Consider the following 22,890-nt stretch of genomic DNA (forward strand, 5'->3'; position numbering starts at 1 on the left):
TTTCTAAGGCTTGCCCGCGGCGTAGCCTGAAGTACGCATGAGCTGGCTTCTACTAGCCCTGCTGGTGGCTTTGCCCCCCTGGTTTTTGCGGTGCTGGGCCGGTGTAGGTCTGGCGGCGCCGGGGCCTTCCAGGCTGCGCTGGTTGGGGGGGGGTGTTTGGCTAGGGCTGGCGCTGGTGGGGGCGGTGCTGTGGGTGGGCGGCTCGGAGCGGGTGCTGGCCGGTTCCCTGGCCCTCTTCGGATCGCTGTTGGCCTTGCTGGCGTTTTGGGGCGGAGACCTGCTGTGGACGGCTCGGGTCCAGATCGGTTGGACGATTGCGCTGGCCCTGCTGGTCGGGGGTGGGGCCACATCCCTCCTGGCCTTGCCCCCTTCAGCCTTGGCGCTGGCCGGTCTGCTAGGGGCATTCCTGGCCCAGGCGGTCTGGTTGATGGAGAACCGGGAAGCTCGAGCCCGCCTTTCCCGGTTGTTGCGGCGAACCCGGTTGTGGATGGTGCCGTTGGCCCTTTCCGCCTTGGTGCGCGTCCCGGTTCCGCTCTGGCCCGAAGGCTTCGCTCTGATGAGCCTCCTCCAGATGAGCCTGGTCACCTTGGCCGCCGTCCTGTGGGCCTGGGAAAAGGTGGGGCCACGCATCTTGCTGATGGGCGGAGCGGCCTTTGTTCTGGGGCTGGGGGTAGAACTGCTGGGGAGCCGCAGCGGCTTTCCCTTTGGCCTCTACAGCTACGCCTCTGCGCCGCCCCCCACCCTGCTGGGCGTCCCCCTCATCGTCCTGCTGGGGTGGTTCGGCATGGTGCTGGCGGCGCACGTGCTGGCCGGGGGGCGCCCCTGGCTCACGGGCTGGCTGGTCGTGGCCTGGGACCTGGGCCTCGAGGCCCTGATGCCCTCCCAGGGGTACTGGGTCTGGCAGGATCCCCATCCGCTGTGGTATGGGGCGCCGCTGCAGAACTACCTCTCCTGGTTCGCTATGGGGGCCTTTTTGTCCTGGATCTACCGGAACCTCGCGCCGGAGCTGCCGCACGAATCGGGGTTGGCCTGGGCTTACCGCCTCGAAGGGCTGTTTCTGCCTATGGGCTTGGCGCTGTTTGGGCTTTGGCCCGCCGCTTTGGTGTGTGGGGTGGCCATGAACGCGCTGGCCTGGCGGGGGGTGCGCCGGGCTACCTGGTTCTCGCGTGATGGTCGGGAGGTTGTCCCTTGAGCGCCGCCTTTCGCCAACGCCCCCGGGAAGTCCTCCTCGCTGGCCTATTGGCCGCGCTGTTTCGGCGCGCCGTGCGCCGAGGGTTGCGGGGGGTCTGGGTGCGGGGCGAACCCCCGGCGGGGCCTTGGGTGCTGGCCGCCAACCACCACTCCTGGTGGGATGCCTATGTGCTTCCGGTGCTCCTCGACCGCTGGCGGGTGCGGTTTCGGATTGTGGTGAGCGATCGGCGCTTGGGTGAGTTTGGCTTTTTTCGCAGCTTGGGAGCGCTCGAGGCCTCCCGAGTGCGCCAAGCCCTCTATGCCCTGCGGCGAAAGGAGGCCCTGATCATCTTCCCGGAGGGCGAACTCCGTCCTCCCGGGAGGGTGGGGCCACTACAGCGGGGGGCGGTTTGGTTGGCCGAAAGGGCGGGGGTCCCGCTTTTGCCGGTGGCGGTGCGGGTGGTGCTGCGCGGCCAGGAGTTGCCCGAGGCGTACGTGGTGTTTGGCGAACCGCTGGGGGCTGAGCCGGGGGGGCTCGAGCGTAGCCTAAACCGGATGCTATCCGATCTGGATGGGCAGCTCTCGACGGCCCCGCCAGAGGAGCCGCTGCCGGGTTTTCGGCTGGTATTGCCGGGGCGAAAAAGCACCCACGAGCGCATGGCTTTTTGGGGGCTGGCCCTGGCCCGGCTCATGGGGGGGCGATGAGCCTGCTGTACGCTGCTTTGGTGGCGGTGGGGCTCAGGCTCGCCGTGCTGCTGGTCAACCTGGGGAGTTTCCCCCGGTTGCGGCCTTCGGTTCCCCGTGGGAAGGCCCGGGTCTCGATCTTGCTTCCGGCCCGCAACGAGGCGCATAACCTCCCCCAAACCCTGCCGCGGCTGCTGGCCCAGCCCGCCCAGGAAATCCTTTTGCTCGATGACCGCTCCAGCGACCCCACCGCCGCGGTCGCCTGCCGGCTCGCCGGGCAGGACCCCCGCTTTCGGCTGCTGCGGGGCCAGGAGCTGCCCGAGGGCTGGAAAGGCAAGAGCTGGGCCTGTCACCAGCTGGCCCAGGCGGCTTCGGGGGAGGTGCTCATATTTACCGATGCGGATGTGATCTGGAGGCCGGGGGCTTTGGAGGCGGTGTTGGCCCAGCTCGAGCGCGCCCCGGGCCTCCTCAGCGTCTACCCCCGTCAGCAGGTGGGCAGCCTGGCCGAGCGGGTGCTGGTGCCGCTCATCGACGTGGTGCTGCTGACGCTGCTGCCGTACCCGCTGGTGCGGACCCGCTTTCCTTTGGCCTCGGCGGCCAGCGGTCAGGTGATGGCGTTCACCCGCTCGGCCTACCAAGCCTGTGGAGGGCACCGGGCGGTGCGGGAAGAGGTGCTCGAGGACGTGCGCCTAGCTCAGCGGGTCAAACAGGCCAGACAGCCCCTTCGCGTCGCCCTGGGCGGCGATTTGCTCGAGGTGCGGATGTACCGCAGCTATGCGGAAATCTTGGAGGGCTTCGGCAAGAACCTGGGGGCTTTTCACGGCGAGAACCCCTTTTTGTTGGCCCTTTCCGCCCTGTTTCACCTGTTCGCCTACACCGCGCCTTGGCTGCTGTCGTTCGTAGATACCCGCTGGCTTTTGGTGGGGGGGCTGGGGATGCTTGAGCGCCTGTTGGTCAACCGCAAAACCGGGCGGGAGCTCTGGGAGGCGGTACTGGTTCCCCTCGCCCCCCTAATGAGCTTGCCGATTTATCTGCGGGCTTGGCGCAAAACGTATACCTGGAAGGGGAGAAGATACACCCGATGAAGGCGGTGGTGATTGGGGCGGGGTTTGCCGGGCTGGCCGCGGCGCTGCGGCTGCGCTTGGCGGGGCTCGAGGTCACCGTGCTGGACAAACAGGAAGCCCCCGGCGGCAAAGCCGTCGGCTGGAACGGGGGGCCTACCGGCCCCACCGTCCTCACCCTGCCTGAGGTTCCCTGGATGATCTTTCAAGCTCTGGGGGCCGAAGCGCCCGAGCTGCGACCGGTTTCGCCGCTTACCCGCTACGTCTGGCCGGATGGGCGCACCTTCGCTCCTCAGCGCGACCTCGAGGCCACCCTGGTCCAGCTTTCTCGGGAAGAGGCCCACCGCTACCGCCACCTGCTGGAGAAGGCCCGCCAGCTCTATGAGGGGGTCCGGACCGCCTTTATCCAGGGCCCGCCGCCGACGCTTTCGGCCATCTTGGGGTACGGTCTACGGCACGGCCTCGCGGCCCATCCGCTCGACCCCCTGCCCCGGCTGGTCGCTTCGGGGCCGTACCTCACGCCTTTTTTCCTGCGCTTTGCCACCTACTTGGGGGCTAACCCGTACCGGGCTCCGGCGGTGCTGCACAACATCGCCTGGGTGGAGCTAGGGCTGGGGGTCTATCACCTCGAGGGGGGGATGCGGGCGCTGGCCGATGCGCTGTATCGCCTTGCGCTCCTTCGGGGGGTGCGCTTCGAGTTCGGGGTGTGCGTGGGGGGCTTGGAGCTGCGAAAACATCAGGTGGTGGCCGCCCGTGCCAAGGACGCCCGCTACTTTGCGGATGTCTTCGTCTCGGCGGTGGACCGCCACTTCACGCTGGGGATGCTCGGTTGGCCGGTTCCCCCTTACGAACTGGGCACCTCCGCCATGGCCCTCCTGATGAGGCTCTCTGAAGCCCAGCCGCTCGCCCACCGCATCTATTTCTCGGCGGATTACCGCTCGGAGTGGCGCGAACTCGAGGCCGGCTACCTTTCCCAAGACCCCACCCTTTACCTGTACACCGATGGGGAGGCGGCGTTCTTGCTGGTGAATGCACCCAACCTGAGGCGGCTCAAGGGGGTGAGCCTCGAGGAGTACGCGCGCTTCCTGCTGAGGAGGCTACAGGCCATTCACCCCCTCCCGGTTCGCGACTGGAAGGCCCTGAGTCCTCATGACTACGCTTTTACTGCCTATCAGGGGGCTCTCTACGGTAAGGCCCCCCACGGCTTGCTGGGAGCCCTCCGCCCAGGTTGGCGGCTGGGGAAGCTGCAAAATCTGGTTCAGGTGGGAGGGACCGCCCATCCCGGCGGAGGGGTGCCCCTGGCGATGCTTTCGGGTTGGAACGGAGCGGCGTGGCTGTTGCGTAATGGGGGAGAAGGGAGGTAGCGTGCCGCTTCCTGAACCCCGTGGGTATCCCACCCGCTTTGGCCATCTGCCCCGTTGGGCCGGGGAGCCGCTCAGGCTGCTCACCGAGGGGGCCGCTTTAGGTTCTCCGTTCGCTTTACGGCTAGGGCGAAAAGCAGTGGTGGGATTTACTCCAGAGTGGAACCGCATGCTGCTCTCGGACTTGGAGACCTTTCGCTCTCGAGGGAGTTTTTCCAGCCTCAGCCCTTACTTGAACGGGGGGATCATCACCACCGACGCCCCCCAGCACCGCCCCAGGAAGACCGTGCTCAACCGGGAGTTCCACGCCGGGGCGGTCCGGGGCTTGGCGGATAGGCTTCGCGCGGTCATCGAAGCGATCCGTCCTCGAGGCGATTTCGAAGCGGGGAGCTGGGCTGCGCAGGTGGTACAGGCTAGCCTGAACGCGGCGTATTTTGCCTCGCAGCTTCCCCCGCTGGAACTCGCGGCCTTTCTTGCCCCGCTGAAGCGCCCCTTTCCCGCCGCGCTGCTTCCTCGCCCCCTGCTTTTCTCCCGAATGCGCCGAAGGGTTGCCCAAATGCAGGCCGAAGGGCATGGAATAGCTGCCCACCTGCCCCTAGAGGAGGTGTTGATCGGCCTGGCGGCGGGATACGACACCACCGCCCACACCCTGGCTTGGGCCTTGTGGTATGCGGCCAACTATCCCGAATGGCATACCCCGCAGGGGGTTCCTCTGCTCCTCAAGGAAACCCTGCGGCTCTTTCCCCCGGGGTACGTCGGCAGCCGGGTCGCACGGCGAGTTTTTGCCTTCGGCGGGCAGGAGTTTCCCTCAGGATGGCTGGTCCTCTACAGCCCTTACCTCACCCACCGCCATCCCGACCTCTGGCCAGAGCCCCTTCGCTTCGACCCTGGGCGCTTCGCGGGGAAGATCCCTGCGTGGGGCTACCTGCCCTTCGGGGGCGGGGAGCGCATCTGTCTGGGAATGCACTTCGCCCAGCTGGTGCTCGAGCAGGCCCTGGCGGTGTTTCCCGCCGGGCTAAAGCCGATTGGGGGCGATCCTACCCCCAGGCCCTTGCTGACCCTGGCCCCGCGGGGGCCCTTGTGGCTCACGAGCTACTGATCTACCGGGGTTGGTTTGCCCTGCTCGTCCACCGCCACGTAGGTCAGGTTGCCCCGGGTGGCGAGCATTTTGGGCTCTTTCAGGTTCTCCCGGTACACCTCGACCTCTACGGTGATGGAGGTGCGCCCGACCCGCACCACCCGGGCGATCACCTCGAGCAGGTCTCCCACCCTGATCGGTACCTCGAAGACCACCTCGCCCACCCGCACCGTCACGCAGCGCTTGTGGGACCGCCGGATGGCGGCATACGACCCCACCTTGTCCATCAGGCCCAGGACAAACCCGCCGAAGGCGTTCCCGCCGGGGTTGGCGTGTTCGGGAAAGACCAGTTCTAGGGTTCGCGCTTCGCTCTCCATGCTTCAAATCCTAACCCGGACTTGTAGATAGACTGACAGGGTGAACGTGGAGATCCCTGAGCGCAAGCGCAAACACCTCGAGGTCTGCCTGAACGAGCCGGTGGATTTCGAGCGGGTGCGCACCGGGCTCGAGCGCTATCGGCTGCGCTACCGCGCCCTTCCTGAACTCGCCTTAGAGGAGGTAGACCTCAGCACCGAGTTTTTGGGTAAAACGCTCCGTGCCCCCTTTCTGATCGGCGCTATGACCGGGGGTGAAGAGCGGGGTGGGCAGATCAACCGGGCTTTGGCCCAGGCGGCGGAGCGCTTGGGGGTGGGGATGATGCTAGGAAGCCAGCGGGTGATGCTCGAGAACCCCCGGGCCCTCTCCAGCTTCCAGGTGCGAGAGGTAGCCCCGAGCGCTTTGCTGGTGGGCAACCTGGGGTTGGTGCAGCTCAACAAGGGATATGGGCCGGGACACCTCGAGCAGGCCGTCTCGCTGGTGGGGGCCGACGCCTTGGCCCTGCACACCAACCCTTTACAAGAAGCTGCCCAGCACGGCGACACCGATTTTTCCGGGCTGCTGGAAAAGCTCGAGGCCATACTTCCACAGCTGGACTTTCCCGTGCTGCTCAAGGAAGTGGGGCACGGGATCGGGCGCGAGGTGGCCCAGCGGCTCCAGGGGTTGCCCATCGCGGCTTTGGACGTGGCCGGAGCGGGGGGTACCAGCTGGGCCAAGGTTGAGCAGTACGTGCGCTACGGCAGGGTGCTCCACCCCGAATTGGTCGAGGTGGGTTTGCCGACCGCCCAGGCCTTGACCGAGTGCCGGGAGGTGCTGCCCCGCCTGCCCCTAGTGGCTTCGGGTGGCATCCGTAGCGGCAGCGATGCTGCCAAAGCCTTGGCCCTGGGGGCGCGGGTGGTGGCGGTGGCCCGGCCGCTACTCCGGCCTGCGCTCGAGGGGCCAGAAGCGGTAGCCGCCTGGATCGAAGACTTCCTGTGGGAACTGCGGGTGGCTTTGTTCGCCCTTGGCGCGAGGCGGCCCGAAGAGGCGCTGGGCAGAATCGAAAAACTAGGGGATTAGGGAAACCCCTAACCCCCCTTGCTGGTTGCGGGGGAAGGATTTGAACCTTCGACCTTCGGGTTATGAGCCCGACGAGCTACCAGACTGCTCCACCCCGCGTCGCGCCTTCGCCCAGAAGGCAACCGCTAATCTAGCAAAGCCGGGTGGCTTCTGTCAAATATCACCGAAAGCAGGGAAAGCGCATGTTAGCATGGACACGGAAGGCGTTTGAGAGCGAGAGCTGAAATGAGGATATCCGTGGAGGACACGATATGAAACGATACTGGGTCGCAGCATGTGTAGCCCTCTCCGTAGGGCTGACCCAGCAACCAGCCCCACCGGCGCAACCCCAACCAGAACAAACTCCACCGCAGCAGACCCAACCGGCCAACCCGGCGCTGCAGAAAGCCCAGGCCGACCTCGAGGCGAACCGTCTGGACGAGGCGGTCCGGGGCTTCGAGCTGGTCATCGCCCAGGACTATAGCAACTACCCCGCCCATTTCGGACTCGGTTTAGCCCTCTACCGCAAGGGTGATCTGCGGGGGGCGCGTTTCGAGTTCCAGCAGCTCACCGTGCTAGCCCCCGAGCGCTATGACGGCTGGTTCAATCTGGGCGTGACCCTGGACCGTTTGGGCCAGGACGCTGAGGCCTCCCAGGCTTTTGCCCGCGCTGTGCAGATCGGAGAGCAGGCTGGGCTTGCGCCCGCGTCGCTGCGGCCTGCCTACTTGGGCTTGGCCAAATCCCTCCGCGATCAGCAAAAGTACGCCGAAGCGGCCAGCGCCCTGGAGAGCGCCGTTCAAAAGCTCCCTAACGATCAGGAGGTCAACCTGCAGCTCGCCGATAGCCTCACCCGCTCCGGCAGGCCGCTTGAGGCCATCCCCTACCTTTACAAAATCCTAAGCGCCGACCGGGGCAACGTCATCGCCACCACCCTGCTGGTGGACATCTACGTAGCTCAAGAGTTGCGGGATCGGGCGGTGCGTGAACTCGACCGCAGCCTCGAGGCTGTCCAGGATCCGCGCCAGAAGGCTTTGCTGCTGTTCAAGAAGGCCGAACTCTCCACCGGCGCAGCCCGTGAGGCCGCGTTACGGCAAGCCGTCCAGCTCGACCCCAAGCTGTGGCAGGCCCAGTTTAACCTGGGTCTTCTGCGCCTGCAGGCGGCTCAGCCCCAGCAGGCCCTAGGCCCTTTGCAGGCCGCGTACAACCAGGTTCCCGAGGAACCCAAGGTACTCCTGGCCCTGGCCTCGGCGTACGACCAGGTCAAGCGCCCTGCCGACGCAGCCCGGTTCGCGGCCTTGGCGGCGCGGTTGTCTCAGGGTGCCGACAAGTTCGAGGCGCTGCTGATTCAAGGCAAAGCCGCCTACCAGCAAGGCCGCTATAACGAAGCCCAGGAGGCGTTGACCCAGGCCACCCAACTCAAGGCGGACAGCGCCACGGCCTGGCTCTACCTGGGCCTCAGCCAGTACGCGCTCAAGGATTACGGCGGGGCCATCGCCTCGCTCGAGCGCGCCCAAAGTTTGCAGGCCAACGATGCGAATGTGGCGGTCAACCTGGGAGCGGCCTACCTGGCGGCGGGCCGCTACTCCGACGCCGAGCGGGTGCTGCGCCAGGTGGTCAGCCAGGACGCCCGCAACGCGCTGGCTTGGTACAACTTAGGTTGGGCGTTGCGCTCTTTGGCGCGAGAGAACGAGGCCAAGCGAGCCTGGCAGCGTTCGCTCGAGCTCGGCTACGAACCGGCTCGAGCCTTGTTGCGCTGATGCCCAGAGCCAGGAATTGGGCGGTCCGGGACGACCTGAGGCCCGGGGTTAGGTGGCATCGGCGCCAGCGCCGTTCCTGAGGTTGGCAAAACCCACCCGTAACCCCTGCGGATGCGGGTTTAAGGTGCATTCGTCCTCACGTTTGTCCGTTAAACTCGGTTAAGCTGGGCCAAGGGAAGTTTATTACGATGAAATCTCAAGGTGTTTGCTTTGCAGAGCAACGCAGGCTGGATCAGAGGGGTAGCCTCTCTCCCGCTGGGCGCCTTGCCGAGACGCACATAGGGGAAAACTATGGGTTGGTTGCGAGATAATTGGCTCGATGCGCTGATCTTCGTGCTGTTTGCGCTGGTGGTGGCTGGGGTGGTGCTGTTTCTAACCGGGGTGAACCCCTTCGCCCGACCGCCGGCCAGCCCGGCTCAGGCTACTCCTGTCCAGACCCCTCCCCCAGCTTCACAGCCTCCCTCCCAGGCTCCCGCCGCCGTCAATCCTCCGGTCCAGGTTATTCCGGTGTTGCCGAAGGCCCCTAGCGAAACCCCTTCGCCCACCCCCGCGCCCGCGCCGACCCAGCCCGCTCCGGCCAGACCCAGCCCTGCGGCCACCCCGACCCCGCGCCCTGCCCCGGCTACTGGGGGCTGGCGGGTAGCGGTGGGGGCTTTCTCCGATGCCGTGAATGCTAACCGCCTGGCCGACTCGTTGCGCGCCCAGGGTTATGCGGTACAGCTGGAGCCCGCGGGTAGCGTGACTCGGGTCGTGCTGGGACCGTTCCCCAGCGAGGAGCGGGCTCGAGCGGTGGCTCAGGAGCTATCCCAGTACGAGACGCGGGTTTACCGAGGGGCTACCCCGACCAGCGCCGCCCCATCTTCGCCGACCAACCCTGGCCGTTATTTACAGGTGGGGGCTTTTCGCAACAGCGCCAGCGCCGAGGCGCTGGTGTCACAACTTAAAGCCGCCGGTTACCCGGTGGTGCTGGCCCGCGAGGGCGAGTTGATTCGGGTCCGGGTAGGGCCTGTGAGCGAGGACCGGCTCGAGCTGACCAAATCTGACCTGCGCGGGTTGGGCCTGTCTCCGTTGGAGGTTCGCTGATGGCTAAGGTTCCTAGTGCTGCGATTTCGCGCTTGGTGACGTATTTGCGTATTCTGGAAGACCTGGAGGCGGCGGGCGTCAACCGCACCTCGAGCGAGCAGCTGGCCGAGGAAGCCCAGGTCACGGCTTTTCAGGTGCGTAAGGACCTCTCCTACTTCGGCAGCTACGGCACGCGAGGAGTGGGCTACACAGTCCAGGTTTTGCGCCGCGAGCTGCGCCAGATCCTGGGGCTCAACCGCCGCTGGGGGCTTTGCATCGTGGGCATGGGCCGCATCGGTCAGGCGCTGGCCGATTATCCCGGTTTTAGTTCGACCTTCGAACTCAAGGGATTTTTCGATATTGACCCGGCCAAGCACCACCTTAGCTTCGGCGGGATCCCGGTGCAGGGGATGGAAGAATTGCCGCGTGCCGTAGCCGAGCGCCACATTGAACTCGGCCTCATCGCCGTGCCGGGTCAAATGGCCCAGAGTGTGGCGGATCAGCTAGTAGAATCTGGCATCAGGGGGATCCTCAACTTCGCCCCGGTGGTGCTGGAGGTGCCCAAAGACGTGGCGGTGGAGAACGTAGACTTTCTGGCCGGTTTGTCGAGGTTGAGCTTTTTTGCCTTGAATCCCAAATGGCGAGAGGAGATGGTTGGATGAAAAAGTGGTTGATGCTAGGGGCCGTCGTAACCGCTCTGGCCCTGGTCGGATGCAACAACTTCCGCTGGGAAACCTCCATTCCAACGGTTGAGTTGGGCATTTCTCGGTCGGATTTGACCTCCAATACCGTTACCGACACAACTACGGGGCAACAAACCACTACCTATGCCCTCAACCTCACCATAGATGCCTATACCCTTCCGGGTTCCCCGGGTGGTACGGTCGTCGCCATCAACCTGGTGGGGGGAGATCAGCTACCTGCAGGGATTGCCATTGCGGAGGCTTGTCCGACCAGCTCCACCAAAAATTGCGGCCCTTACTCCTTGAGCACAACTATCAACTTTGGGACCACCCCACCACAACGAGGGAGCATCAAGATCGAATCGTTTTTGGTAAAAGGCCTAACCGGCAATTCTAGAACCATTATTTTGCCCGAGCCTCAGCCGGTTTACTGATCTCTCGCCCCAGGCCACGGTCTTTCAGGCCGCCTGGGGTATACTTGGGGCGATGAGTGTGAAGGCTGTCACCAGCGACCTCGAGCCCCTCCTGGCCCCATTCGAGGAGCGCCTGCGCGAGCTGGTGTACTCGGATGTGGAGTTTATCCGCCTGATCGAGGACGACCTGGTGACGGCAGGGGGCAAGCGGATTCGGCCCCGGCTCGCCTTCTTGGCCTCGCGTGCGCTTGGGGGGGTTCCCTACGAGATGGAATTGGCCCTGGCGGTGGAGCTGTTGCACTCTACGGCGCTTCTTCACGACGACCTGGTAGATGACGCCGAGACCCGCCGCGGTCACGTGGCTGCTTTTCGCAAGTACGGCAACGCCGTCTCGGTGCTGGCCGGAGATTATCTGCTCTCCAGGCTCCTGTATCTGCTTTCCAGGACTGGGCGGATGGAACTGGTGTACATGTTCTCCGAGGTGGCCCGCGAACTGGCCGAAGGAGAGGTGCTCCAGTTCCAGATCGCCGCCCTGGGCGAGTACTCTTGGGAGGCCTACGAACGCATCATCACCGGCAAGACCGCCTCGCTGATGCGCCTGGCCTGCGAGGGGGCGGCGGTGCTGGGCGATGCCCCGGAGGAGTGGCGGCGGGCCCTGGCGGACTTTGGCCTTTTCTATGGACAGGCTTTCCAGATGCGCGACGACTATCTAGACCTCATGGGGACGCCGGAAACTCTGGGCAAACCCGTCGGCGGCGATGTGCGTGAGGGTAAACTCACTGCCATCACCCTACGGTTGCTGGACATCTATCCGCAGCAGACCCTAGAGATCGTCCACCGCCGAGGGGTGAACCCCGAGGACATCGAGACCTTGCGCAAGCTGGCGGTGGCTTCGGGGGCCGATCGGGAGGTGGTGCGGGCCATCCAGGAGCGGGTAGAGCGAGCCATTGCTGCCCTTGCGCTGCTGCCGCCTAGCCCCAGCCGAGAAGCCCTCGAGGTCCTAGCCAAGCGGGAGGCCTCGCGCCTGGCCTGAGGGAGCCTGTCAGGGGCAGGCGACCGGATCAAGCACCGCTCCGCACCCGCCAGGCAAGCCCGGGGATATAATGCCCTGCGGTGATGCCATGCTGAGAAATGCTTACCGTCCCCCCGGTGAATCCGGGTTGTGGGATCACTTCCTGGAGCGCCTCGAGCGCACCCTGCGGGTGAGCCGGATCCACCCCGAGACCGTCGAGTACCTTACCCACCCCCGAAGAACCGTAGAGGTGTCCTTGCCGGTCAAGATGGACGATGGCAAGGTGAGCTTCTTCACCGGCTACCGGGTGGTCCACAACATCAGCAAGGGCACCGCTTGCGGCGGGGTGCGTTATCACCCCGGGGTCAGTATGGGGCAGACCGCGGGCTTGGCCGCCCTGATGACCCTCAAGGCGGCGGTGTACAACCTTCCCTTCGGTGGCTCGGCGGGAGGGATTATCGTGAACCCCCGTGCCCTCTCCCGCCGGGAGCTCGAGCGCCTCAGCCGGCGGTATGCCTCCGAGCTGGTCGAGCTGATCGGCCCGGAGGAGGACGTGCTGGGCCCCGATGTGGGTACCGACGCCCAGGTGATGGCCTGGTTCATGGATACCTATTCCATGAACACCGGTCAGACCGTGCCGGGAGTGGTCACCGGCAAGCCCGCCACCCTTGGGGGTACTTTGGTCATAGACGACGCCGGAGGGCAGGGGCTGGTGATTTTGCTCGCCGAGCTAGCCCGGCGCCAGGGCTGGCCACTTCAGGGGGCCACGCTGGCCCTCCAGGGGTTTGGACAGGTTGGCCAGGCTGTGGCGATGGCGGCGGTTCGGGCCGGGCTCAAGGTAGTGGCGGTCACTACTAGTCGGGGTGGCGTGTACAACCCAGATGGCCTCGATATAGCCGCGCTGGCCGCTTGGCCCCTAGGGCAAACCGGCATCGAGCCCCCCGCTACCCTGGAGCTAGGACGCTCCATCAGCAACGACGAACTCCTGGCCTTGCCGGTAGACTACTTGGTGCCGGCGGCTATAGAGATGAGCATTCATGCGGGGAATGCCGCCCACGTAAAGGCCAAGGTTATCGTCGAAGGGGCTAACGGGGCGGTCACCCCCGAGGCCGAAGCCATCCTGCGAGGACGGGGGATTCCCGTGGTGCCGGACATCCTGGCCGGAGGCGGTGGCCTGGTAGCCAGCTACTTGGAGTGGGTGCAGGACCTCACCATGTTCTTCTGGGAAGAGTCCGAGGTGCGCGAGCGTCTGCGCGAGTCGGCAGTGGTGGCCTTGGAGAGTGTTTTGGAGCGCAGCGAGAGGTTAGGCGGCGACCTGCGCTTGGGGGCGTACAGCGTCGCCGTCGAACGGGTAAACGAAGCCAGCCGCCTGCGGGGCGTGTACCCGTGAGGCAAGTTTTGGAGTCACCATGAAGAGCGAACCCCTTTCCTATCTATCGAGCGAGAACATCGGCCCTTGGGAGATCTACCTCGAGCAGGTGGATCGGGTGACGCCCTACTTGGGCAAGCTGGCGGTGCTGGTGGACCACCTCAAGCGGCCCAAACGCTGCTTGATCGTGGACGTGCCCATCCACCTCGACGACGGCAGCGTAGCCTACTTTGAGGGCTACCGCGTACATCACAACACCGCGCGGGGCCCGGCTAAGGGTGGGGTGCGCTACCACCCCGACGTGACCCTCTCCGAGGTGATGGCCCTGGCGGCCTGGATGACCATCAAGAATGCGGCGGTGAACCTGCCCTATGGTGGGGGTAAGGGCGGGATCCGGGTGGACCCGCGCAAGCTTTCCCCTGCCGAAATCGAGCGCCTGACCCGGCGCTACACCTCTGAGATCGGCATCATCATCGGGCCTGATAAAGACATCCCGGCCCCCGACATGGGCACCGGGCCACGCGAGATGGCCTGGATGATGGACACCTACTCCATGAACGTGGGCCGCACTGCCCCCGGCGTGGTCACGGGCAAGCCGATCTCGGTAGGCGGTTCCCTGGGCCGCCAGGACGCCACGGGGCGCGGGGTGTTCGTAACCGCGGCCGCGGCGGCGGAGAAGATTGGACTGCCGGTGGAGGGGAGCCGGGTGGTGGTGCAGGGCTTCGGCAATGTAGGGAACGCGGCGGCCCGCATCTTCTACGACGCCGGGGCTAAGGTGGTGGCCCTCTCCGACGTGACCGGAGCGGTGCGCAACGATGCAGGAATCGATCCTTATGATGTGCTCAAGTGGGTCTCGCTACATGGGGGGGTGCGCGGCTACCCCAAGGCGGAAGCCATCCCAAGCGCCGAACTTTTCGAGGTGCCTACCGAATTCCTCGTCCCGGCGGCGCTCGAGAAGCAGATCACCGAACACAACGCTTGGAAGATTCAGGCCAAGATCATCGCCGAAGGGGCCAACGGCCCCACCACCCCGGCGGCTGATGACATCCTGAACGAACGCGGCATCCTGGTGGTGCCGGATGTAGTGGCCAACGCCGGTGGGGTCACGGTCTCGTACTTTGAGTGGGTGCAGGATTTCAACTCCTACTTCTGGACCGAGGCCGAGATCAACCAGAAGCTCGAGCGTATCATGCGCCAGGCCTTCGAGGCGATCTGGCAGGTGGCCCAAGACAAAAAGGTCTCGCTGCGCACCGCCGCCTATATCGTGGCGGCCACCCGGGTGCTGGAGGCTCGAGCGCTGCGCGGGCTCTACCCTTAAACGCCCAGCGTTTGCGAACGCCCTGTGTGCCCCATAGCGTTCGATGTTTTGCCTTTGGCATTAAGCTAAGGGCATGGTCAAGGACTGGCCCTCCTGCGGCAGGGTGTTGCTCAAGCCCTTCACGGAGGGGCTCACCGAAGAGGAGTGGCGGCGTTTTTACGAGTGTTTTCGTGACCCGGAGATCGCCGAGTGGAACGGCAGCAAGCCGATCAAGATGCCCCTGTGGTTGTTCAAGCGGGTGGTGATGGGCGAAGTGAGCCGGGGGGATCGGGTCGGCTACGGCATCCTCGACGAGCGGGGGGAGTGGTTGGGCACCGTCGAGCTGTACGAGATGAGCCGCAGCGAGGCCACCTTGGGTATCCTGATCGGGGCCAAGGACCGCTGGGGGAAGGGGTACGGCACCGAGGCCGTGCGGGCGGTGCTCGAGTACGCCTTCACCCGGTTGGGCCTGAGCCGCGTCAAGCTCAAAACCTTCCGCCACAACCTGCGCGCCCAGCGCGCCTTCCAAAAAGCCGGCTTCCGTACCGTCGCGGTGGTTCCGGCAGGGGTACGGCTGGGCTTCAACTTTGGCGCCCCCCGCCTGGAGGACGTGCTGATGGAGATTACCCGCGAGGAGTGGCTGGCACAGGAGCAGCAGGCGTGTGAGGAGCGGGAGCGCAAGCTATGAGGCCGGATTCGCTGGTTTTGCTTGTGCCTGAGCGGGCGGCAAAGCACCTGGGAACCCTGCCCGGCTCGGTGGAGGTGGTGTATGTGGGCCAAGAGGGCGATCTGCCGCCCCGGGCGCTCGAGGCCGAGTTTTTGGTGGCCGGATATAGCCAAAGCCGGATTGCCGAGCTGATCCCCCGGCTGCCCCGGCTGCGGGTGGTTCAGACCATCTCGGCGGGGGTGGATTGGATTCTTCCGCTCATCCCCCGAGGCGTCACCCTCTGCAACGGCAGCGGGGTCCACGATACCCCGGTGGCGGAGTGGGTGGTGGCTGCGCTGCTGGCCCTTGCCAAGCGCTTCCCCGACTTCCGCGACTTGCAAAGGGAGGGCTTATGGAAAGCGCAGGCTGTGGGAGACCTGGAGGGCTCTACCGTGCTCATCCTCGGCTACGGCTCGATTGGGCAAGCGGTGGAAAAGCGTCTGGAAGGTTTTGGGGTGCGCCTGCTGCGCGTGGCCAGAACCCCCCGCGAGGGCGTCTATGACCTCTCGGCCCTCCCCCACCTACTCCCCCAAGCCGACAGCGTGGTGCTGTTATTGCCCCTCACCAGTGAGACCAAGGGCGTCGTGGGACGGGATTTCCTGGACCGGATGAAGCCGGGCGCCCTGCTCGTCAACGCCGGGCGGGGTGGGTTGGTGGATACCCCGGCCCTTATCGAAGCCCTCACCGCGCGGCGCATTCGGGCGGCCCTCGACGTGACCGACCCCGAACCGCTGCCGGAAGGCCACCCGCTATGGGCTTTGCCGGAGGTGTTCATTACCCCGCACATTGCCGGGGCCTCGCCCCGGCTTTTTGAGCGGGCCTACGCGCTGGTGCGGGAGCAAGTCCGGCGTTACCTGGCCGGGGAGCCGCTTTTGAACGTAGTTGAGCACGGGTACTGAACCCAATGCTTATCCGACCTGGTTGAGCGCCCTCAGTACAGCCTCGGCGCTGCGCTTGTCCATCCCCGGCAGCTTGGCCAGCCGCTCCGCGTCCATCGCCTTGAGTTCCTCGAGCGTAGAGAACTGCGCCAGCAAGGCTTCCTTGCGCTTGGGACCGATGCCGGGGATGTCGTCGAAGACGCTTTTGAGGGCTTTTTGGCTCCTTAGCTTGCGGTGGAACTGGAGGCCGTTGTTGTGGGTCTCGTCGCGCTGAAAGATGAGCAGTTGCAAGGCTGGGTGGGTGAGGGGGAGCTCGATGGATTTCCCGTTGGGCAGGATCAGGGTCTCCTCGCGTTTGGCCAAGCCCACCAGCGGGATATGCATTCCGGCCCGCTCGAGCCCCTTCTGTGCGGCCCGCACCTGTCCCAAGCCCCCGTCGATGAGCAGCAGGTCCGGCACGGCCATGCTCGTCGAGAGCGAGCCGGTAAAGCGCCGGTAGATGGCTTGTTCCATGGCGAAGTAATCATCGGGGCTTTGCGAATCGGTCTTGATCTTCATCCGCCGGTACTCGGCCTTTTTGGGCCGGCCCCCCTCGAAGACCGTGATCGAGGCCACCGGGCTTTCTCCAAAGAGGTTGCTGATGTCGTACCCTTCGATGCGGTAGGGCCGGGCGGAGAGGCCCAGTACGTCCTTGAGGGCAGCCAGGCCGGGATGATCTCCCTTGCGCTCGAGCAGGCGCATCTCGGCCTCGAGGGCGGTGCGGGCGTTCTTCTCGGCCAGCTCCAGGAGCCGGGTTTTGTCGCCGCGCTGGGGAACCCGCACCTCGACCTTTCTCCCCGCTCGGCTGCTGAGAAACTGTGACAGAGCGCCCATGTCCTCGACCTCGCTGGGCAGCAGCACCAGCGGGGGGAGAGGGGTAGCCTCGAGGTAGTAGTCGCGCAGAAACGCCCACAGAAGTTCCTGGTCGCTGGCCCCGTCTACGCCCTCGATGAAGCGGCTGTTGCGGCCTAGCATCTGCCCACCGCGCACCTGGTAAAGCTGCACGATGGCGTAGCGCCCGGCCCGGGCCAACCCCAAAAAGTCTAGGTCGCCTAACTCGGGGTCGTAGGCTTGCTGGGCGGTGCCGAAGAATGAGCGCAAGGACTCGATCTGATCGCGGATCTCGGCGGCCCGTTCAAAGTCCTGGTTGCGGGCGGCTTGGCGCATCTTGCCCTCGAGGTCCCCCAGCAGCTCGCCCACCTTGCCGTCTAGCACCTGCTCGACTTGCCGCACCATCTCCCGGTAGGCCGCCGGGTCGGCCTGGCCGATGCAGGGGGCCATACAGCGACCCATCGAGTAGTTGAGACAGGGGGAGCGCCTTTTTTTGAGGGGGAATCCAGAGTTTTTGCGGATGGGAAAGATGCGGTCGATGAGGCGTTTGATCCGCCGCACCGCCCCCCCATCGGGAAAAGGCCCCCAGTAGCGGGCCCCGTCGCCCTCCACCCGGCGTACGATGAGCAGCATCGGATAGGGTTCATGGGTCAACTTGAGGAAGGGGTAGTGCTTATCGTCCTTCATCAGGACGTTGTAGCGCGGGCGGTGCCGCTTGATCAGGTTGGCCTCGAGCAGGAGGGCTTCTACCTCGTCGCGGGTGACGATGAACTCGAGACGGTCGGCCTCGCTCGAGATGGCAAGGGCTTTACCCTCGCCGTGGAAGTAGCTGCCCACCCGGGCTTTAAGGTTTTTAGCCTTGCCCACGTAGATGACCTCTTCTCCCTTCCACCATTGGTAAACCCCCGGAGCCTCGGGCAAGGGGGGCAAATCCGCCAGGCGCATAACGCTTAATCCTAGAGGAATCTCAGGGCTCCGGCAACCACATAACGCCCAATCGGGGGAGGAAGTAGGTCGAACTTACGCCGGTCGCCCATCACCGATCGCTAAACATCCTTTCCCTGCTAGACTATTCACATGAGTGTCGCTCACCCGACCCGCCATCACCACGACGAGATGCTGTATAAGTCTTGGGTTCAGCTGCTCGAGTGGATGCGCGAGTACGCTGCGGAGAAAGGCGTGCGCTTCGAGAAAGAGTCCGACTTTCCCGACTTCATCTACCGCATGGAGCGCCCGTATGAGGTGCCTACCACGATTATGGTGGCTTCCCTGTCAGACGAGGCTGGCGAACCGTTCTTGATCGCCTCGGTTTCCCCGCGCCATGCCGAGATGAAGCATATCGCGTTGCGGGTGCCGGGGGCGATGCTGCATTGGCACGCCCACTGGGAAGACGAACGCGGGCTGGTGTTGGGGGGGAAGCTCCCGCTCGACAAGGCTAAGCTGTACCGCTTGGCAGATCGGGCTCGCGAGGCCAGGGGGCTTCGTTCGTAAACTTTCTAGGTCGAGGGGCCGCTCGAGCTTGCGACCCCCCACCACCAAGCAGGGGGATAGCCCCGAGGGCAGGATTTGCGCGGGACTGCGTTGGGCGCCAAGCTACCGGCGCACTTTTAGCCGCCCGCGGGGTTTACCAGACGGCCATCACCCGCGCGGGCCCACCCGAAGCCCCTTTGTGTTTAGGTCCGCCTACGATGATGGTAGCCCCGCTGGGAGGGACATTGCCCAGATTGGCCAGGTTCTCCAGGCCGTATTTGCCAGCCGGGAGCACCGTGAGATGGGTTTTGAAATCCTTGGAAGCCCCGAAATCCAGGGAAAGGGTATCTACTCCAATGCCCACGACTTCCCGCTCCCGCACCAGGAATTCCGCTGCAGCAGGGCTGAAACCGGGATAGTGCTGCACGCCGGCAGCATCCAGGTTGATATAGCGCTTGGGATCGCCCACCCGGGATTCCCAGCCGGAGTACATGGCCACGAAGGCCCCAGCCGGCAGCCGTCCGTTCCGGCGCTCCCAGGCTAGAAGGTCGTCCGGGGTTACCTCGGCATCTGCGTCGCGCTCGGCTTTGGCCTGGATGTTGATCACCGCCAACGGGGCGACGAACCGGCTCACCGGTAGCAGCTCGGCAGTGGGCCCTCCCTCGGCGAAGTGGGCCGGGGCGTCCATGTGGGTGCCGGTGTGCTCGTCGAGGGTGAGGGTATTCTTGTAAAACCCGTTGTTTTTAACGGTTACCAAGAGGTCAATCTTCATCTGGGCGGCTCCGGGAAACATCGGGAAGTCCGGGCCGTAGACATGGGTCAGGTCGGCTACGTGGCTGAAACTGCGCCCTTGCACTTGGGTCTGGGCTCGAGCCGAGATGGCCGCCGTTGCAGCGAGGCCCGCTGCCATGCCCAAGAAGCCACGCCTGGAGAGGGCTTGCCTCACCTGCTCCATCACGTAAGGTGCGCACATACCTACCTCCCTAACCTGGAAGCCAGCGAAGAATAATTTTCCAGGTTAGGGGCAAGTTTATCGCTTCGGGCTGCGGATCAGCAATAGGGCCAAGATGATGAGGGTAAAGGCGATAAAGGCTTGCAAGGGAATGGGAAAGCTAGGGATGTACTCATTGGTGCAGGAGATGGGGCCCTTGCAGGCGGCGGGGAAATGGTCGGGGAAGCGCTGCTCGAGGTTGTGGCGCAGGCTCACCAGCCAGCCGATCCCCGCAAGCGGCAAGGCGTACAGGCGCACGTTGTAGTCGCCCCGCCAGGCGGCGATGCCCAAGATCACCGCCAGCGGGTACATGAAGATGCGCTGGTACCAGCAGAGTTCGCAGGGCAAGAAGAGGCGGATTTCTGAATAGTACAGGCTTCCCAAGGTAGCGACTAAAGCTACCAGCCAAGCGAAGGCCAGTAGCAGGTTATTGCGCGCCGTGTTGGAGGATTGCTCCGCGGTCATGCCGGTATTTTACGCATGCCTGGTGTGACGGCGGTAAGTTGTGAGCACCTCGCCGGGGAACTCGGTAGCCGTGGTACCTAAGCGCAAAAAGCGCGCGGGATGGATCCGCCCGGTGAGGCTATCCCCGATCCCCTTTCCTCGCTGTTTGGGTTCGACCCCTAGCAAAAGACCGACCCCCTGGTGAACGATCGCCGCTCCTGCGGGCTGATGGTACAAGTAGGCGATGAAAGCTTGGCCAGCTCCTTTGCGGAGGGCCTTTCCCAAAGCTTGCGCGAAGGGGTAGCGCCACTGGGGGGCGCCGTAGGCCTCGGTGAGGATCCTGCTCAGCGTCCAAGCCTCCGACCAGGGCACGTGCTCGGCCCAGGTAGCCCGGGCGCTGGGCTGGGTTGTGCACAGCTCAAAGGCTTCCTGGGGAATGAACCCCGCCCCTCGCACCTCCTCGAGCCGGGGATGATCTTCAGGGAGGATGAAGGCTAGGGGAGCCCCGGTGGAGGCAAACCGCCTGTCCAACTCTTCCACGGCCGCAGGATCGAAGTCGAAAGCGGCGTTTGCCAGCAATAGCGGAAACTCCGGTTGGAGCAGGTAGCGCACGCCCCTCACCGCCCCGGCTTCGGCGGCCAGGGGTCGGTAGAGGGAGGGCAGGTCAATCATCGCCCTCAGCCCAAGAGCGCCTCGACGAACTCCCCCGAGTCGAAGGGCTGAAGGTCGCTGGCGGCCTCGCCCACCCCGATGAACTTGATGGGAACGCCCAGCTCGCGCACGATGGACACCAATACCCCGCCCTTGGCGGTGCCATCCAGCTTGGTGACGATGACCCCGGTAAGCCCTACCGCCTCATTGAATCGCTTGGCCTGCTCGAGCCCGTTTTGTCCGGTTACCGCATCCAGCACCAGCCAGACCTCACCGGGCTCACCAGGGTCGGCCTTGGCGATGGAACGCTTGACCTTGACCAGCTCTTCCATCAGGTTGTGCTTGGTGTGGAGCCGCCCGGCGGTATCTACCAGCAGGAGGTCCATTCCCCGGGCTTTGCGGGCCATGGCCGCGTCGTAGGCCAAGGCGGCGGGGTCGGAGCCCTCTGGCCCCTGGATTACCGGGACCCCGAGGCGATCCCCCCAGATGCCAAGCTGCGCCCCCCCTGCTGCCCGGAAGGTGTCCCCGGCGCAGAACATCACCTTTTTGCCACGGCTTTGGTAGTACTGCCCCAGCTTGGCGATGGTGGTGGTCTTGCCCACGCCGTTCACCCCCACCATCAGGATCACCTTTCCCGCGGGTTCGATGGTAGTCTTCTGGATGTTTCCCCGGTTGAAAAGCCCCACCTTGCGCAGCTTGGCCCGCAGCAAGTCGGGCTCGAGCTGTACCACCAGGGCTTGCTTCAGGGCTTCGCGCAAGTCTTTCTTGCCCGAAGCGCGCACCTCCTCGATGACCTCCTGAGTGGCCTCCACCCCCACGTCGGCGGAGATCAGAGCATACTCGAGCTCCTCCAGCACCTCCTCGGGGTCGCGGTTCCAGGGGACCGATTTGGCAATATTCTCGCGGGTTTTGCTGAGGCCCTCGCGAAGCCGTTGCAACCAGCTCATAGTTCAAGTCTAACCGCTGGCGGTCTGGTGGCGCGATTGGTCTGGTCCACCGCGCGACGGGCGCTTAGCTAGGTATTTATGGCCCTGTCTAACCGGCTAAGCACCCGCTCCTTGCCCAAAAGGTACAGCACCTCAAACATCCCGGGGCTCTCGAGCATCCCGGTGAGGGCCGCCCGCAGGGGTTGCATCACCGCCCCGGCCTTGACCCCCTTCTCGGCGGCAAGCTCCCGCAACGCGGGCTCGGCGTGTTCCTGGGCCATCGCAGGGAGGCTAGCGAGGCGTGCGCGCAGTTCGGGGAGCAGAGGGCGGGCCTCCTCGAGCTTGGCCCTGGCCTTGTCGTCGAAGGGGTAATCCTCGGTGAAGAAGTAGCGCGATTTTTCCACGAACTCCTGCAGGGTCTCGAAGCGGGCCCGCATGGCCTCGAGCACCTGCTTCAAATAGGTTTCCGAAGGCCAACTGAGCCCGGCGCGCTCGAGAAAGGGCTGAACCCGAAGGGCCAGCTCGTCCAGCGTGAGCACCTCGCGGATGTACTTGCCGTTGAGCCACTTGAGCTTTTCGAGGTCGAATACCGGGGCTCCAAGGCGGATGTCTTCCAGGCGGAAGTGCTGGATCATGTCCTGCACGCTGAAGATCTCACGCCCGTCGGGCATGCTCCAGGCCATCATGCCCAGGTAGTTGAGCAGGGCCTCGGGCAGGAAGCCCTGCGCTTTGTAGCTGTCCACGCTGGTATCGGACTTGCGCTTGGAGAGCTTGGACTTGTCGGGGTTGCGCAGGAGGGGGGTGTGGCACCATACCGGCTCCTCCCAGCCGAAGGCCCGCAGGAGTAGCACGTGGAAAGGGGTGCTGGTGAGCCACTCCTCGGCCCGGATGACGTGGGTGACGCCCATCAGATGGTCATCCACCATAGCCGCGAGGTGGTAGGTGGGGTAGCCGTCAGCTTTCAGAATCACCTTGTCGTCGAGCTGGCTATTCTCAAACTCTATCGGGCCGCGTAGCAGATCGTGGACGACGGTCTTGCCCTCGAGCGGCACCTTGAGCCGGATGACGAAGGGTTCTCCTGCTGCTGCGCGGCGGTCGGACTCCTCCTTGGGGTAGTCGCGGTAGCGTCGGTTGTACCCTTGTTCCTGCTTGCCTGCCTTGCGGGCTTCCTCGCGCATGGCGGCCAGCTCCTCGGGGGTATCGAAAGCCCGGTAAGCGGCCCCTGAGTCCAGGAGTATCTGGGCGTACCGCTGGTAGATGGGCAGGCGCTCGGACTGGATATAGGGGCCGTTGGGACCGCCTTTGATGGGGGATTCGTCGGGAGAAAGCCCGATCCACTCAAGCATCTCCAAAATGCGCTGTTGTGAGGTGGGGTTATAGCGGGTGCGGTCGGTGTCCTCAATCCGCACGATAAACTTCCCTCCGTTCTGTTTGGCGAAGACGTAGTTGAACAGCGCCTGGTAAGCCGTGCCCACGTGAGGGTCGCCGGTTGGGGAGGGGGCGATGCGGGTAACCACCATAGCCTTACTAGATTAGCAGAGGGCCCGGGCCGGGTGGCTGGGGATCTTCCGGCCCGGTTCGTATTCTCACCTCG

23 protein-coding genes and 1 tRNA gene are annotated in these 22,890 nt (G+C 64.7%); 16 read left to right on the plus strand and 8 right to left on the minus strand.

All coding sequences use genetic code 11. The features are described 5' to 3' along the window. Positions 1-37: 37 nt before the first annotated feature. The 5 genes from DNA98_RS01935 to DNA98_RS01955 are packed head-to-tail and all read left to right on the plus strand — an operon-like array spanning position 38 to position 5,375. Entirely contained in the window at positions 38-1,192 is a 1,155-nt protein-coding gene (locus tag DNA98_RS01935) for a carotenoid biosynthesis protein (protein WP_110525039.1), read from the plus strand. Further along, a complete protein-coding gene (locus tag DNA98_RS01940) occupies positions 1,189-1,875 on the plus strand; it encodes a lysophospholipid acyltransferase family protein (RefSeq protein ID WP_110525041.1) in 687 nt (228 codons plus the stop codon). Before DNA98_RS01935 ends, DNA98_RS01940 begins: the two co-directional genes overlap by 4 nt. Beyond that, on the plus strand, positions 1,872-2,939 hold the full coding sequence (locus tag DNA98_RS01945; protein WP_110525043.1) for a glycosyltransferase family 2 protein: 1,068 nt from the start codon (positions 1,872-1,874) through the stop codon (positions 2,937-2,939). The genes DNA98_RS01940 and DNA98_RS01945 overlap by 4 nt, the downstream gene beginning before the upstream one ends. Beyond that, the gene (locus tag DNA98_RS01950; RefSeq protein ID WP_110525046.1) at positions 2,936-4,279 is read left to right on the plus strand and encodes an NAD(P)/FAD-dependent oxidoreductase; all 1,344 of its coding nucleotides are present in this window, start codon (positions 2,936-2,938) and stop codon (positions 4,277-4,279) included. Before DNA98_RS01945 ends, DNA98_RS01950 begins: the two co-directional genes overlap by 4 nt. Before the next feature lies 1 nt (position 4,280). Beyond that, the gene (locus DNA98_RS01955) at positions 4,281-5,375 is read left to right on the plus strand and encodes a cytochrome P450 (RefSeq protein ID WP_110525048.1); all 1,095 of its coding nucleotides are present in this window, start codon (positions 4,281-4,283) and stop codon (positions 5,373-5,375) included. Here DNA98_RS01955 and DNA98_RS01960 read toward each other — a convergent pair. After that, positions 5,369-5,731: an acyl-CoA thioesterase gene (locus tag DNA98_RS01960; RefSeq protein ID WP_110525050.1), complete on the minus strand. Its 363-nt coding sequence runs from the start codon at positions 5,729-5,731 to the stop codon at positions 5,369-5,371. The genes DNA98_RS01955 and DNA98_RS01960 overlap by 7 nt on opposite strands. A gap of 46 nt (positions 5,732-5,777) precedes the next feature. Between DNA98_RS01960 and fni the strand changes: the two genes are divergently transcribed. Beyond that, positions 5,778-6,788 (plus strand): type 2 isopentenyl-diphosphate Delta-isomerase, encoded by a 1,011-nt coding sequence (fni, locus tag DNA98_RS01965; protein ID WP_110525399.1) that lies wholly within the window; start codon positions 5,778-5,780, stop codon positions 6,786-6,788. Between the two features lie 22 nt (positions 6,789-6,810). Here fni and DNA98_RS01970 read toward each other — a convergent pair. Next, a tRNA-Met gene (locus tag DNA98_RS01970) sits at positions 6,811-6,887 on the minus strand. 152 nt (positions 6,888-7,039) lie between these two features. Between DNA98_RS01970 and DNA98_RS01975 the strand changes: the two genes are divergently transcribed. From DNA98_RS01975 to DNA98_RS02010, 9 genes are all read left to right on the plus strand, one after another. Further along, positions 7,040-8,524, plus strand: a complete 1,485-nt coding sequence (locus tag DNA98_RS01975; protein ID WP_110525052.1) for a tetratricopeptide repeat protein — start codon at positions 7,040-7,042, stop codon at positions 8,522-8,524. A 291-nt stretch (positions 8,525-8,815) separates the two neighbouring features. Further along, a complete protein-coding gene (locus DNA98_RS01980; RefSeq protein ID WP_110525054.1) occupies positions 8,816-9,607 on the plus strand; it encodes an SPOR domain-containing protein in 792 nt (263 codons plus the stop codon). After that, the gene (locus DNA98_RS01985; RefSeq protein WP_110525056.1) at positions 9,607-10,248 is read left to right on the plus strand and encodes a redox-sensing transcriptional repressor Rex; all 642 of its coding nucleotides are present in this window, start codon (positions 9,607-9,609) and stop codon (positions 10,246-10,248) included. The genes DNA98_RS01980 and DNA98_RS01985 overlap by 1 nt, the downstream gene beginning before the upstream one ends. Further along, a complete protein-coding gene (locus DNA98_RS17590; protein WP_129865662.1) occupies positions 10,245-10,703 on the plus strand; it encodes a hypothetical protein in 459 nt (152 codons plus the stop codon). Before DNA98_RS01985 ends, DNA98_RS17590 begins: the two co-directional genes overlap by 4 nt. Before the next feature lie 52 nt (positions 10,704-10,755). Beyond that, the gene (locus DNA98_RS01990) at positions 10,756-11,715 is read left to right on the plus strand and encodes a polyprenyl synthetase family protein (RefSeq protein ID WP_110525059.1); all 960 of its coding nucleotides are present in this window, start codon (positions 10,756-10,758) and stop codon (positions 11,713-11,715) included. Positions 11,716-11,803: 88 nt separating this feature from the next. Further along, on the plus strand, positions 11,804-13,084 hold the full coding sequence (locus DNA98_RS01995) for a Glu/Leu/Phe/Val dehydrogenase (RefSeq protein ID WP_110525062.1): 1,281 nt from the start codon (positions 11,804-11,806) through the stop codon (positions 13,082-13,084). Positions 13,085-13,103: 19 nt separating this feature from the next. Continuing rightward, the gene (locus DNA98_RS02000; RefSeq protein WP_110525065.1) at positions 13,104-14,381 is read left to right on the plus strand and encodes a Glu/Leu/Phe/Val dehydrogenase; all 1,278 of its coding nucleotides are present in this window, start codon (positions 13,104-13,106) and stop codon (positions 14,379-14,381) included. 73 nt (positions 14,382-14,454) lie between these two features. Then, entirely contained in the window at positions 14,455-15,048 is a 594-nt protein-coding gene (locus DNA98_RS02005) for a GNAT family N-acetyltransferase (protein ID WP_110525067.1), read from the plus strand. Further along, positions 15,045-15,965, plus strand: coding sequence for a 2-hydroxyacid dehydrogenase (locus DNA98_RS02010; RefSeq protein ID WP_174720023.1), 921 nt, complete (start codon positions 15,045-15,047; stop codon positions 15,963-15,965). Before DNA98_RS02005 ends, DNA98_RS02010 begins: the two co-directional genes overlap by 4 nt. Before the next feature lie 9 nt (positions 15,966-15,974). Here the strand turns inward: DNA98_RS02010 and uvrC are convergent, their stop codons facing one another. Then, a complete protein-coding gene (uvrC, locus tag DNA98_RS02015) occupies positions 15,975-17,759 on the minus strand; it encodes an excinuclease ABC subunit UvrC (protein ID WP_110525069.1) in 1,785 nt (594 codons plus the stop codon). Between the two features lie 132 nt (positions 17,760-17,891). On the opposite strand from uvrC, the gene DNA98_RS02020 reads away from it, so the two are divergent. Then, entirely contained in the window at positions 17,892-18,305 is a 414-nt protein-coding gene (locus DNA98_RS02020; protein ID WP_110525071.1) for an NADH-quinone oxidoreductase subunit 15, read from the plus strand. 133 nt (positions 18,306-18,438) lie between these two features. Here DNA98_RS02020 and DNA98_RS02025 read toward each other — a convergent pair whose 3' ends face one another. The 5 genes from DNA98_RS02025 to gltX form a co-directional block, all read right to left on the minus strand. Further along, positions 18,439-19,257: a cyclase family protein gene (locus tag DNA98_RS02025; protein WP_110525073.1), complete on the minus strand. Its 819-nt coding sequence runs from the start codon at positions 19,255-19,257 to the stop codon at positions 18,439-18,441. A gap of 57 nt (positions 19,258-19,314) precedes the next feature. After that, a complete protein-coding gene (locus DNA98_RS02030) occupies positions 19,315-19,740 on the minus strand; it encodes a disulfide oxidoreductase (protein WP_110525075.1) in 426 nt (141 codons plus the stop codon). A gap of 9 nt (positions 19,741-19,749) precedes the next feature. Continuing rightward, entirely contained in the window at positions 19,750-20,391 is a 642-nt protein-coding gene (locus DNA98_RS02035) for a hypothetical protein (protein WP_110525077.1), read from the minus strand. Between the two features lie 5 nt (positions 20,392-20,396). Next, on the minus strand, positions 20,397-21,317 hold the full coding sequence (ftsY, locus tag DNA98_RS02040; protein WP_110525079.1) for a signal recognition particle-docking protein FtsY: 921 nt from the start codon (positions 21,315-21,317) through the stop codon (positions 20,397-20,399). 68 nt (positions 21,318-21,385) lie between these two features. Beyond that, positions 21,386-22,816: a glutamate--tRNA ligase gene (gene gltX / locus DNA98_RS02045; RefSeq protein WP_110525081.1), complete on the minus strand. Its 1,431-nt coding sequence runs from the start codon at positions 22,814-22,816 to the stop codon at positions 21,386-21,388. Positions 22,817-22,890: the final 74 nt, after the last annotated feature.

The sequence above is a fragment of the Meiothermus sp. Pnk-1 genome (assembly GCF_003226535.1).
GTDB lineage: Bacteria > Deinococcota > Deinococci > Deinococcales > Thermaceae > Allomeiothermus.